Source organism: Micromonospora sp. WMMD1128 (assembly GCF_027497235.1).
Classification (GTDB): domain Bacteria; phylum Actinomycetota; class Actinomycetes; order Mycobacteriales; family Micromonosporaceae; genus Micromonospora.
In genome coordinates, this window is the sequence record NZ_CP114902.1 from 2,526,096 (window position 1) to 2,537,772 (window position 11,677).

General features: G+C 69.9%; 13 protein-coding genes. 7 read left to right on the plus strand and 6 right to left on the minus strand.

The features are described from left to right. Positions 1-25: 25 nt before the first annotated feature. Positions 26-568, plus strand: a complete 543-nt coding sequence (locus O7602_RS11535) for a GNAT family N-acetyltransferase (RefSeq protein ID WP_281590257.1) — start codon at positions 26-28, stop codon at positions 566-568. 474 nt (positions 569-1,042) lie between these two features. Here O7602_RS11535 and O7602_RS11540 read toward each other — a convergent pair whose 3' ends face one another. The 3 genes from O7602_RS11540 to O7602_RS11550 all read right to left on the minus strand — a co-directional run bounded on the left by O7602_RS11540 (position 1,043) and on the right by O7602_RS11550 (position 3,349). After that, positions 1,043-1,933 carry an SGNH/GDSL hydrolase family protein gene (locus O7602_RS11540; RefSeq protein WP_281588628.1) on the minus strand — a complete coding sequence of 297 codons (891 nt, stop codon included), beginning with the start codon at positions 1,931-1,933 and terminating at the stop codon, positions 1,043-1,045. A gap of 124 nt (positions 1,934-2,057) precedes the next feature. Continuing rightward, complete coding sequence (locus O7602_RS11545; protein ID WP_281588630.1) at positions 2,058-3,203, minus strand: helix-turn-helix transcriptional regulator; 1,146 nt, start codon at positions 3,201-3,203, stop codon at positions 2,058-2,060. Beyond that, positions 3,200-3,349: a hypothetical protein gene (locus O7602_RS11550; RefSeq protein ID WP_281588632.1), complete on the minus strand. Its 150-nt coding sequence runs from the start codon at positions 3,347-3,349 to the stop codon at positions 3,200-3,202. Before O7602_RS11550 ends, O7602_RS11545 begins: the two co-directional genes overlap by 4 nt. Positions 3,350-3,476: 127 nt before the next feature. Here O7602_RS11550 and O7602_RS11555 point away from each other — a divergent pair, with 127 nt between their 5' ends. From O7602_RS11555 to O7602_RS11565, 3 genes are all read left to right on the plus strand, one after another. Further along, a complete protein-coding gene (locus tag O7602_RS11555; protein WP_281588634.1) occupies positions 3,477-4,889 on the plus strand; it encodes a Tat pathway signal protein in 1,413 nt (470 codons plus the stop codon). Between the two features lie 91 nt (positions 4,890-4,980). Next, positions 4,981-5,535, plus strand: coding sequence for a GCN5 family acetyltransferase (locus tag O7602_RS11560; RefSeq protein ID WP_281588636.1), 555 nt, complete (start codon positions 4,981-4,983; stop codon positions 5,533-5,535). A gap of 143 nt (positions 5,536-5,678) precedes the next feature. Further along, positions 5,679-5,867: a DUF397 domain-containing protein gene (locus O7602_RS11565; protein ID WP_281588638.1), complete on the plus strand. Its 189-nt coding sequence runs from the start codon at positions 5,679-5,681 to the stop codon at positions 5,865-5,867. A gap of 528 nt (positions 5,868-6,395) precedes the next feature. Here the strand turns inward: O7602_RS11565 and O7602_RS11570 are convergent. Continuing rightward, positions 6,396-6,998 (minus strand): hypothetical protein, encoded by a 603-nt coding sequence (locus O7602_RS11570; protein WP_281588640.1) that lies wholly within the window; start codon positions 6,996-6,998, stop codon positions 6,396-6,398. 255 nt (positions 6,999-7,253) lie between these two features. Beyond that, positions 7,254-7,850, minus strand: a complete 597-nt coding sequence (locus O7602_RS11575) for a TetR/AcrR family transcriptional regulator (RefSeq protein ID WP_281588641.1) — start codon at positions 7,848-7,850, stop codon at positions 7,254-7,256. A gap of 69 nt (positions 7,851-7,919) precedes the next feature. On the opposite strand from O7602_RS11575, the gene O7602_RS11580 reads away from it, so the two are divergent. Beyond that, entirely contained in the window at positions 7,920-8,294 is a 375-nt protein-coding gene (locus O7602_RS11580; RefSeq protein ID WP_281588643.1) for a nuclear transport factor 2 family protein, read from the plus strand. Between the two features lie 13 nt (positions 8,295-8,307). Here the strand turns inward: O7602_RS11580 and coaD are convergent, their stop codons facing one another. Beyond that, entirely contained in the window at positions 8,308-8,817 is a 510-nt protein-coding gene (coaD, locus tag O7602_RS11585) for a pantetheine-phosphate adenylyltransferase (protein WP_281588645.1), read from the minus strand. 582 nt (positions 8,818-9,399) lie between these two features. Between coaD and O7602_RS11590 the strand changes: the two genes are divergently transcribed. Continuing rightward, the gene (locus O7602_RS11590; RefSeq protein ID WP_281588647.1) at positions 9,400-10,563 is read left to right on the plus strand and encodes an ROK family protein; all 1,164 of its coding nucleotides are present in this window, start codon (positions 9,400-9,402) and stop codon (positions 10,561-10,563) included. Between the two features lie 36 nt (positions 10,564-10,599). Then, positions 10,600-11,649, plus strand: a complete 1,050-nt coding sequence (locus O7602_RS11595; protein WP_281588649.1) for an extracellular solute-binding protein — start codon at positions 10,600-10,602, stop codon at positions 11,647-11,649. The last annotated feature ends 28 nt before the right edge of the window (positions 11,650-11,677 follow it).

The following is an 11,677-nucleotide window of genomic DNA, read 5'->3' on the forward strand; positions in this document are numbered from 1 at the left end:
CCCTCTCGCAAAGGACGACATTATCGTGATCCCCCTGGAACGGACTCCCCTCGGCGACCTCGCGTTGGAGCCGGTGCGGCCGGACCGGCACGCCGAGCTGCTGCACAGTTGGGTCACGCTGCCCCGCAACTCGTTCTGGGGGATGGGGTCGCACACCCTCGACGAGGTACGCGAGGTCTACACGTTCCTGGACGGGCTGGACACCCACCACGCCTACCTGATCCTGCTCGACGACCAACCGATCGGGCTGTTCCAGACCTACCGCCCGGAGGCGGACCCGGTGGGGGAGCGGTACCCGGTCCAGCCCGGCGACGTGGGAATGCACCTGCTGTTGAACCCGCCCCGGCGGTACGCGCGCGGCCTGACCGCCGCCGTCGCCCCGGCGCTGGCCCGCTTCCTGCTGCGGGACCCGGCGGCGCGGCGCATCGTGGTCGAGCCGGACGTGCGCAACGAGGCGGCGCTGCGTCGACTGCGGACGGAGGGTTTCACGTTCGCCGACGAGATCGACATGCCGGACAAGCGCGCCCAGTTGGCGTTCCTCACCCGCGAGCGCTTCGAGGCCACCTGACCGACGCCGGTCCGGTGAGCGCGTTCCCTTGATCCACTCCACCCCGGCGAGGTGGTGGCATCCCGGCCGGTCCGACCCCGCCACTTCGCCGAGCTGGTGTCGAGGGCGCGCTCAGCCCTGCCCCGTGCCGCTGGAGGCGACGCCCGGCGGGACGGGGCGCCATCCGCGAACCCGACCCGTCCCGGGAGGTCACACCTGGAGCGGCGCTCCACGACCGGTTCCTCGGCTGGGTCCGGCGTCTCGCGGTGACGCGACGACACCCGTCGTCTGAAGATCTTGGAAGGAGATGGCCCCTCTGGGGGCACGTTGCTTCCAAGATCTGCACGCGTCCTGGAAAGTGGGAGGAAAATCCCTCATTGTGGGCGATAGGCGTCGTGCTGCGGCCACCGTGCGCCGGCCGGGCCCGGTCCGAGCCGGTCCGAGCCCGGTCCGAGCCGGTCCCGCAGCGCGGCGGGACCGGCTCCAGGAACCCGCTCAGTTCAGGTGTGCCAGCAGGGCGGTGGCCATGCCCTGCTCACCCCGGGCGTTGGGGTGGAACGGGGCGGCCGAGTTCTGCGGCACCAAGCCCTCGACCCAGCGGGTGCCGCTGCTCTTGCACGCGTCCCGCCCGATCGACGGGGTGTAGACGTCGGCGTAGCTCGCGCCGTTCGCCGCCGCGGTGTCGGACAGCATCGTGTTGAGCGCCTTCGCGACGCCGCGCAGGTAGGGCACGTCCTGGTAGGCGATCGGCACCACCGGCCAGCAGCCGTACCCGCTGTCCGGCACGATCGCCGGGTAGCCGAGCACCACCACCCGCGCGTTCGGCGCGGCCTGCCGCACCGACCGCAGCACCGTGGTCACCTTCGGGGCGGCGGCGGCGATCCGGGCCCGGAGCTGGTCGGTGCCGCCGGCGGTGTACCGGTCCTTGCAGGGTGAGCCGAGCGGGCTGCTGAGGCTGTCCTCCGCGCAGGCGCTGATGATCCCCGAGAATCCGATGTCGTTGCCGCCGATCTGCACCGTCACCAGAGCGGTGTTCGACGTGACGGCGTTGAGCTGCGGCGGCAGGTTGATGCCGAGTTGCCCGCTCCCGCCGTACAGGATGTCGTCGGTGGTGGCGCCGGAGCAGCTCACGTCCGCGAACGACGACGAGCCGGCGGACGCGGCGACCAGCGACGGATAGTTGCGGTTGGACCGCAGGCAGTTCAGGTCGACCTGGGTGGGGATGAGCGGGCCGGCGGTGTACGAGTCGCCGAGCGCCACGTACCGCCCGGAGGGCACGGCGGCGTGCGCGGGTGCGGTGACGGCGAGCAGCACGCCGGCGGTGGCCGCGGCGAGCGCGGCCAGTCGTGCGGCCGTACGCGCGAACGGCAGGCGGGGACGGTTCATGGCGCCCTCCCGGAGCGGGATCATGGGGGTGGTGGTGCCGAGAGTCTGTCCCCGCCTGCGAGATCCGTCAATATAGATGGCCCTCACTAAATGCGAGCCGGGTATGTGGGCCGTCGGGGCTCGTTCAGCGGGCCAGGCCGACCAGGGCCGCGAGCCGGGCCACGTCGGCCGCCGCCGGGTCGCGCGGGGCGATCTCGGCGAGCAGGGTACGCGCGACCGGCCGGCACCGGACCTCGGCGGGCGCGATCCGGTCGGCGTCGACGAGCGCCTGCCCGGCGGCGGTGAGATCACCGGCCTGGAGGTACGCGCGGGCGGCGTCGACCAGGTGGGCGGCCCGGTGCTCGGCGGGAAGTCGACGCCACCCGTCGGTGCGCACGGCATGCTCGTGCCGGTGCACCGCCTCGGCGTGCTCGCCGAGTGCGAGCGCGGCGAGGAAGCGGGCCAGCAGCACGACTGTGGGATTGAACTCGGTGTGATGCGGGCCGTCGTCGGCCGTACCCCGATCGGCAAGCGCGGCGGCGTGGCCGAGCAGGTCGTCGGCGTGGCGGCGGTCGCCACCACCGGCGGCGGCTACGGCGGCCTGGACGAGCAGCGTTCCGCGTACCCCATGATCGGTGGTGGTGTCGACGGCCGCGAGGGCGGCGGTGCGGGCGAGGTGGTCGCGGCCCAGGGCGCGCAGCGCCTCGGCGACGGCGATGGTCGCGGCGGCGGCGCGAGCCGGATCACCGGCGGCGGCGACGGCCCGGTCGGCGGCCAGCCAGGCGAGGTCGGCCTCGCCGAGCTTGACCAGCACCGAGGCGGTGAGCCGGTACGCCGGCGGCAGCAGGGCGGGGGTGCCGTGGGCGGCGTCCAGCAGGGCAGGCAACGCGCGCAGAAGCTGGGCGTAGTGGGCATGCTGGTAGGTCAGCCAGGCGTGCGCGACGTGCCGTTGGACCGTGTCCGGCGGTGCCGTCGGCCCGGCCGGGCGGTGGTAGCGGGCGAGCGCGGCGCGGACCGCCTCCACGCCGTCCAACCCGGACGCCGCAGTCGGCGCGGGCCGGCGCGGATCGAGCAGGACCGCCGGGTCCACGCGGAGCACCTCGGCGATCTCCTGGATCACCGAGTAGCGGTCGAGGGCACGCACGCCGCGTTCGACCTTGTCGACCCAGCTCTTCGACTTGCCGAGCCGGTCGGCGAGCATCTGCTGGGTCATCCGCCGCCGGGCCCGCCAGCGGGCCACCCGCCGCCCGATCGGCGCCTCGTCGGTGTCCCGCAGCCGTTGCCCGGTCACCGCTGCCGCTCCACGGGCGGGCGCATGGCCTCGGTGGACTGTCCACAGCGCGGACACCAGCGGGACTTCACCCGGAACGCGAGCAGGCCGAGCAGGAACCCCGGCACCAGCCCACCGAACACCACCGACACGGCGTGGGAAACCACGAGCGCTCACCTCCTGTGTCGCAGGTCCCACATAGAGTGAAACCGCATCCGCTGCCCGCTGGTAGTTCGTCTGCCCATCGGGCATGTGGAACACGTTGAACGCAGACCGAGCACGGAAGGCCGGTGAATGACGCGGGCACCGAAGCAGCGCAACGAACGTTTGCGAGACGCGATCAGAGAGTGCGCATGGTCGTACGACGCCTGCGCGTGCGCCGTACGCGCCGTCGCTCGCGAGAACGGCGAGGCGCTGTTCTCCTGCGACAGGTCACACGTTGGGCATTGGGTTGCCGGGGTGAAGCCAAGCGGTAGCACCGCCCGCTATCTCGCCGAGGCGATCTCCCGCAGGCTCGGCCGGGTAGCCGATCCGGCCTGTCTCGGGCTCCTCAGAGGCGATAGCCTTGAGCCTGACCTAGACGGCCTGGATTGGTGGGGACATGCACCGGCCATCGATCTCCTGACAGTCGGGAGGGCCGACTTGGAGCGACGAGCGTTCGGGCTCACCGCCCTGTACTCGCTGGCGGCGCTCGCTGTGCCACTGGAATCCTGGCAGGAGATCGCGGACCGGGGCCGGCGTGCACAGGGTGGTAACGTCGCCGTCGGTCCCCGGGAGATCGACGCGGTACGGGACATGCTGACCGTGTTCAGCACCGCTGACGAACGGTTCGGTGGAGGACACGCCCGGCTCGCCGTGGTCCAGTACCTCACCTCCGACGTGGCCGGCTTTCTGCAGGGGCGGTTCTCTTCCGACCGCGACCGGGTGGCGATGTTCAGCGCTGCCGCCGAGATGACCTACCTCGCCGGCTGGAAAGCCTTCGACTCATCCCTGCACGGGCTCGCCCAGCGCTACTACGTCCAGTCGCTGCGCCTCGCGAACGAGGCAGACGATCGGGCCCTCGCCGGCTTCACGCTGCGCGCGATGGCACACCAGGCGGTCGACCTCGGCCATGGCCAGGAGGCCCTTCAACTCGCCAACTCGTCCATCGAATGGTCGAAGGGTAGGACAACGCCGGCCGCGACCGCGCTGTTCACCATCGTCAGCGCCCGGGGACATGGGGCAACGGGCGACAGCACCCGCACGTCGGCGGCGATTCGTGCGGCCGAAGCGCATCTCGCGGACGCCTCACCCGATGACGAGCCGACCTGGATCAGGACCAGCGGGTTCACCGAAACCTCCCTCGCCAGCCAAGCCGGTCAAGCCTTGCGGGACCTTGGCGACCTCCCGGCGGCCGAGGCCCAACTCCGGCGGTCGATCGCGACCCGGGACACCGAGGCGTACCGCCGCACTCACACGTTGACCCTTGCCAACCTCGCCGACGTCCAATGCGCTCAGGGACGGCTGCGGGGCGCGGTCGAGAACTGGAACCGTGCAATGGACGCGATGGCGGGGGTTCAGTCCGGGCGGGCGTCCGCAGCGGTAAAGAACATCAGGACGCGACTCGGCAGCCTCGGCGCACGGCTGCCCTCCTTCGCCAAGCGACTCGATCAGCGGGCCGCCGCGTTCGCCAAGGGAACGACCACGGGAGGACAGGTGACGCCCTGAAGCCAGGAGGGGAGTACCGAAGTTGATGTCTCCAAGCGCGGGTGCTGCGGTCCGGCCGGTTCGCAGACCCTACTCCCCGGGCGATGAGCAAATGATCATCGCGTCGGCGCTTCTGAGGGAAGTCCACCAGATCATGCGCTGGCGACGCGAGCGGGTGGCATGGTTGGCCGGTCGGGGCGAGGAGCAGTGGTCGATCGCGCTACCGCGAACTGCTGTGGCGGCTACCGTCTCCGCCGGGCAGACGTGGATGGTCTGGGACGGTGACGAGCCGGTAGCCACCATCACGCTCACCGCCTATGTGGACGTGGACGGCTTGTGGAAGCCGGACCGGGATCCGGAGGCGCTGTGGTATCCGGAGGATGACCCGGCCGACGCGCTGTACGCAGCCAAAATGATCATCCCACTCGCTCATGCGGGCCAGAATCTCGGCGGCGAGTTGTTGGACTGGGCCGGCGGTCGGGCGTACGACGCCGGGCTGACCTGGCTGCGGCTCGACGCCTGGATCACGAACCGCCGCCTGCATGACTACTACCGCCGACAGGGCTTCCGGCACGTTCGCACCATCGAGTCGCGCGTCTCCGGTGCGTGCTTTCAGCGGCCTTCCCAGCCCTATCGGGACGGCCGACTCAAGACCGAGGCAGCCTGAGCGGGCCGAGTCATCCGTCGATGCGTGATCTGCCTGAGGATCGAGCCGTGACCTGGCGTGGCTGTCGGCGGCGTACGACAATCTGAGGACGCTGGCACGGTCGCCGGCCGAGTCGGTGACGTTCATCAAGGAGCTGAGCAAACATGGAACGTGACGCCTGGCGCAAGTCGAGCCGATCCGGCAACAACGGGCAGTGCGTCGAGGTGCGGGACCGGGGCGTCGTGGTCGACGTGCGCGACTCCAAGGCCCCCGCGGCCGGGATGTTGAGCTTCGACACCGCGGCCTGGGGCGCGTTCGTCGACAACCTGAAGCTGCGAGGCGAGCGCCCGTAGCCTGACTACCGCCTTGCAGAGCGAGACAGTGAGTCTTCCGACGCCCAGGGTTTCCTCGTTGAATCGCGGATCTTCGGCATGTCGGTACCGGCCGAGGCCGAACAGTTGACGATTGCGGCCGAGTACCGCGGCGGCGTCGACGGTTCACCGTACGACTTAAGTCGCAATCCCGCTAATTTCCGGTCCTTCGAGCGGACCAGTCCTGGTATGGGCGGGCCGGGGCGGTGGGTGAGCTGGTCGGTGGGTCGTTCGGCGCGGTAGGAGTTGTGTCGGGCACGTTGATCAAGCGGGGGCCGTCGGTGCAGGCGTGGCGGGTTGGGCCGGTCGCGACGCTCGTCGAGGGCGTCGATGAGGGCTTCATTCAGGTGTCATCTGCTGTTCGACCAGGTCGCGCGGCCCGAGAACTGGAATCAGGCCGTGGGATGCGGTGGCGGGGATGCAGTCCGCGTCGAACACTCCGTACGCCTCGCATCTGAACACGGTCGCCCAAAGCCCGTGGATAAGCGTTTGACCAAGGAAGGATGGGAGCTAGTGAAGAAGAAAACCGATTAGGAATCCGACGACCACCGCTATAGAGCCGGCCGTCAGTAGGACTGTCCGCATCTGTCTGAGAGAAAGCATGCTCGCGTCCATCGGGAGGACTCTGGCCGGTCGGGCGCCCCCGGTCCGCTTCCAGTCAAATCCGTTCGAGTCCGTGAAAGTTATCTCCAAATCAATCCTTGGAGCTAGCCGATTGCCCTCTGGTTCAGGCAATGGATCAAATAGGGCAAGGCTGCCCTTGACTTCCCCACGCAAAATTTGTAATCGGCTGGGCCATGTCAGGCCAAATCCCTGATAGACATGCCGAAGCTCGAGGCTGAGCACGGGTGCGGCACTGAAGTTGACGACGCTGTAAGCCGCGTGGGTGTATTCCGAGTCATCGTTCATGGCGCGGCGAAGCCCGGTAAACGTGGCGACGACAAGCCTTGCTTGTGCCTCTTCGGCATCTGCCTTTTCTTCGCGACGCACTCGCTTCTCATGCCGAAACAGTAGGCCGGCGAATATTACGGCGACCGTGGACATGACCAGCCCGGCGAGGCTTCCCCAAGCCTGCATCCAGTCGGTGATCTTCGGCGCTTCCTCGGTGAGCACGGGAACAGGATACGGCCTCCCGTCCACCAAGGACGGTATTTATCCAGATGATTCCACGAGGCGACGGCCAAGGTTTAGATCCGGCTGGGATTGTCGGCTCTGCGAACTTGGCCCCGGTCTTTCACTAAGGGTCGTTCACGTGCGGTTCGACGCGATAGTGCGCGGCCCGTCGACCACGGCGCTGGGGTTCGTGTGCTGGCCGGATGGGTGCACCGGTGAACATCGAGTGGACGGAGTGGCAGAGACCGCCGCTGATCAGGGCTCGCGGGCGCCGTAGAGGCGCAGGATGCTGTGGCGCAGCGCTGCCACCGTCTGCGTGGTGGTCATGCGGCCGGCGGCAACCTCGCCGCCGGCCGCATGACCGAGCGCGATGGTCGCGGAGACCAACCAGGCCGGGCTGAGGGTGTCGTCGAACTCGCCGGTGGCCTGGCCATGCCTGATCAGCCGCTCCAGGCGCTCGTTGACTGCGGCATGCTGGCGGTCGGACTCCGCCTGCTCGGTCGCGGTCGCCGAGGGGTGCAAGAGCAGCGGGTACCGGTCGAAGAGCCGCCAGGTGACGTCCAGCCAGCGCAGCAGCGCCTCGGTGACAGTGTCGCTGTCCACGTCGGCGGCGTCGAGGGCGGCGACGGCTTCGGCGGTGATGCGGTCGACGACCGCGGCCACCAGCAGTGGCCGGGACGGGTAGTGGGCGTACACGGTTTGGCGGGTGACGCCGGCTGCGGCGGCGACCTGTTCCACCTTCGCGTCCGGGTGCCGACCGAGCACCTGGACGGCGGCGTCGAGTACAGCGGCGGCGCTGCGCTCGGCGTCCGAACGCCGCCGTCGGCGTCGACCACCTGTCATCTCTGACATGTTGTATAACTTACCGCCCGACATTATCGTAGACACGCCGTCAAAGATAAGTCGTTTCAGGGAGATCAGATGACGCCCCGTACCGATCTGGCCGGCTATCTGATCCGCTATCCCCAGGAGGCGGGGTTGGGCGACGAGGATCCGGCGACTGTGCTTGACCGCTACCACACGCCGGACTACGAGCTGGTCAACGACGGCGTGCTGCTGGACCGGAAGCGGCTGCTGGATCACATCCGCCCGGCCCGCAAACGGGCAGTTGGTCTCCGTGTCGAGGTGGAGCAGGCGCTGGTGGACGGCGACCATGTCGCCGCCCGGTACCGGCTCATCGCGGAGCTGCGTAAGGGCGCCACGATCACCACGGAGATCTACATGTTCGGGGAGTTGGCTGCCGACGGTCGGCTGCGCCGCGCCGTCCAAGCCACCCGGACGATCCCATCCGCATAGTTCCACAGGTACGTCAAGCGGCGCCTCGACGGCGATGACCTCGGAGAGTCCCCTGTCCGGTCGCTCGTGCCGCAGTGGAAGATGTGGCGGCCAGCTCGGGCCGCGCCGGTAGGAAGACGGTGGGGACGCCCAACGACTGGTTCATCGCGGCGAGCCGTTGTTCGGCCTGGAGGTCGGTGGTGTTCCGCACGCCTCGCACGATCACTCCCGCGCCGTGTCGACGGCAGTAGGCGGCGGTCAACCCGCTCCACGCCGCCACGGTCACCGTGGTCCACCCGGTCGGCAGGACGGCCCGAACGGCGGCGGCCCGCTGTTCCGGGTCGCTGCCCGGCTGCTTGTCACCGTTGATCGCGACGAGCACGATCACCTCGTCGAAGAGGGCGCGTGCCCGCTCCACCACGTCCAGGTGTCCGGGCGTGAAGGGATTGAAGGTGCCGGGATAGACGGCCCGGACGGGCGCGCGCCCCGCGGTCCGCCGCGCCGGGCGTGAGCGTGTCACCGGTTCGGCTGTCTCGGTCCGCATGGCCCGACTGTAGGTGCCGCCACCGGCGGTTGGTGTCCCGACCTGATCGCCGGCCGGCGTGAGGCAGGGACCGGCGAGGATCTCGGTCGCGACGGTAGCGGTGCGGGCGGCATCGCCCGTTTCTTGCAGCGGGGGGCGGGCGGGCGGCGACGAGCGAGGGCTTTGGGTGCACCTGTTGTCGCGGGAGCGACAACAGGTGCACCCAAAGGGGGCCTGGTCGAGGGTGCGGTCGGGTGAGTCGTTTCTGCTCTCAGCTCGAAAGGCACCGGAGAGCCGGGCCCCGGGCACCGGAGAGCCGGGCGCCAGAGAGTTGCCGGCGGCTGGTCGACGCCCCGGCCGGAAGGGTGACTGTCCTCAATGGCAGGGTCATCACGGCGCTCAGGAGAAGGGCGCGACGGTATTTCTTCGTGACGCGAACTAAAGGCGGGTTGATCGTGGGTGCCGAAGTGGTGGCATCGGCGGAGCCAGACTCGTCCGGACGCGCTCATCGCTGCCATTTGTCCAGTTCGCGGGTCGGGGTGCCGGGCCCGCGAGACCAGATCGTGACTTGACGCAATAGTTCGTTCGCCGTAGGAAGGAAGTGTGACAGACGTGGTGACCCCACCGACGAGCCCGGTGAGCCGAGAGCGGTCGAAGGAGATCAAGCGCAGCAGCGTGATCTCCGCCGCCCGCTCGGCCCGGGTGCTGTCCCGCGCCGAGCTGACCGAGCTGACCGGGCTGAGCCCCGCCACGCTCACCCCGCTGGTGCGGGACCTGATCGCCGAGGGCTACCTGATCGAGCGCGGCCCCGGCGCCTCCCGCGCCGGCCGTCCCCGCGCCATGCTGGAGTTCAACCCCCGGGCCGAGCTGGTCGCCGCCGTCGCGCTGGAGCCGGCCCGGATCAGCTGCGAGATCGCCGACAGCGACGGCGCCGTGATCGGCCACCGCGCGGTGCGGCGTACCGGTGACATCGTCGACCTCATCTGCACCGCCGTGCCGGAACTGGCCGGCGACGGGCTGCCCGCGCTGCGCGGCGTGGCCATCGCCGCGCCCGGCGTCTCCACCGGCGGCGCGGTCCGGCTCGCCCCCTCGGTCGGGCTGGTCGAGGCGCGCCCGGTGGGGGAGTCGGTGCAGCGGCGGCTGGGCGTGCCGGTGGTGATCGACAACGACGTGAACCTGATGGCCGCCGGTGAGCACTCCGCCGGCGCCGGGACCGACGTGGCAGACCTGCTCCTGCTGCACGTCGCCGACGGCATCGGCGCGGGCCTGGTGCTCGACGGGCAGGTCCGCCGGGGTGCCGGCGGCGCGGCCGGCGAGGTGGGCTTCCTGCCGCTCGACCCGGCCGACCGGGGGCACGACGGCATCGGCCCGTTCGAGGCGCGCTGGTCGGCCGGCGCGATCGCCGAGCGGGTGGTGGCCCTCGCGCCGGGCCGCCGGCCGTCCGCGCCGGTGCGGGCGCTCGTCGAGCTGGCCGCCACCGACGAGCGGGCCGCCGCGTACCTGGCCGAGGTGCTCACCGCCTGGGCCCGACTCATCGTCTCCTGCGCGTGCGTGATCGACCCCGGACGGGTGCTGCTCAGCGGCGCCGCGGCCGACCTCGACGACGACGCCGTGGAGCGGCTCCAGGCGCTGGTGTCCCTCGGCGCGCCCAGCCCGACCGAGGTCCGCCGTGCGGTCCTCGGTGACCAGGCGGTGCTGCATGGCGCGATCAGCTACGCGCTCTCCGCCGCCGCGTCCGGTTTGTCCACCCTGTTACCCGCTCCCTGACCGCCTGACCACTCAAAACACCCTCGGAGGTACCCCATGAGACGTCGACTTTTGCTCGCCGGTGCGCTCGCCACCGTCCTCGCCACCGGCACCGCCTGCGGCGGCGGCTCCGGTGACTTCGGTTCCGGTTCCGGCGAGGCCGAGAAGCTGACGATCTACACGGCCCGCGACAAGAAGGTGACCACCTTCGTCGTCGACAAGTTCACCGCCAAGTACCCCGAGTACCAGGGCAAGGTCGAGGTGCTCAACCTCGGCGCCCAGGAGATCCTGGAGCGGGTCCGGGCGGAGAAGGCCAACCCGCAGGCCGACGTCTGGTGGGGCGGCACCCAGCAGGGCCTCGCGGCGGGCGCGTCCGAGGACCTGCTCACCGGCTGGCAGCCGGCGTTCGCCGACAAGATGGACGAGGCGTACAAGGACCCGCAGGGCCGGTGGTTCGGCGAGATCCTGCTGCCCGAGGTCATCATGTACAACAACAAGGCGCTCACCCCGGAGCAGGCCCCGAAGGACTGGGACGACCTGCTCAAGCCGGAGTGGAAAGACAAGATCATCATCCGGGACGTGGCGGCGTCCGGCACCATGCGGTCGATCTACGCCTCGATGATCCAGCAGAAGTCGCCCGACGGCAGCAACCCGCAGCCCGGCTACGACTGGCTGAAGAAGCTCGACGCCAACACCGGCGCGTACGCGGCCAACCCGACCGACCTCTACCTCAAGCTGTCCCGCCAGCAGGGCACGCTGAGCGCCTGGAACCTCCAGGACATCCTGCTCCAGGCCAACCAGGCGAACATGCCGTTCGGCTACGTGATGCCGGCCTCCGGCGCCCCGGTCCTGGTCGACGGCCTGGCCCAGGTCAAGGGCGGCAACAGCGAGGGCGCGCAGAAGTTCCTGGAGTTCCTCTTCGACGACTCGCTCCGCGCCGAGCTGGCCAAGGACTACTTCCAGATCCCGGCCATCGACATCGCCGAGAAGCCGGAGTGGCTGGCCCAGCTCAACCTCAAGCCGATGAACGTCGACTGGGACGTGGTCGGCAAGAACGAGACCGAGTGGATCAACCACTGGAACAGCGAGATCAAGAACAAGGGCTGACCGGACGGTACGCCGGGCGCACCACGCG

Bases quoted from the DNA above. Each gene is read 5' to 3' on its own strand.
- O7602_RS11595 (WP_281588649.1), top strand. From the start codon at position 10,600: ATGAGACGTCGACTTTTGCTCGCCGGTGCGCTCGCCACCGTCCTCGCC.
- coaD (WP_281588645.1), bottom strand. From the start codon at position 8,817: ATGCGGACCGAGACAGCCGAACCGGTGACACGCTCACGCCCGGCGCGG.
- O7602_RS11540 (WP_281588628.1), bottom strand. From the start codon at position 1,933: ATGAACCGTCCCCGCCTGCCGTTCGCGCGTACGGCCGCACGACTGGCC.
- O7602_RS11575 (WP_281588641.1), bottom strand. From the start codon at position 7,850: ATGTCAGAGATGACAGGTGGTCGACGCCGACGGCGGCGTTCGGACGCC.
- O7602_RS11565 (WP_281588638.1), top strand. From the start codon at position 5,679: ATGGAACGTGACGCCTGGCGCAAGTCGAGCCGATCCGGCAACAACGGG.
- O7602_RS11555 (WP_281588634.1), top strand. From the start codon at position 3,477: ATGACGCGGGCACCGAAGCAGCGCAACGAACGTTTGCGAGACGCGATC.
- O7602_RS11580 (WP_281588643.1), top strand. From the start codon at position 7,920: ATGACGCCCCGTACCGATCTGGCCGGCTATCTGATCCGCTATCCCCAG.
- O7602_RS11560 (WP_281588636.1), top strand. From the start codon at position 4,981: ATGATCATCGCGTCGGCGCTTCTGAGGGAAGTCCACCAGATCATGCGC.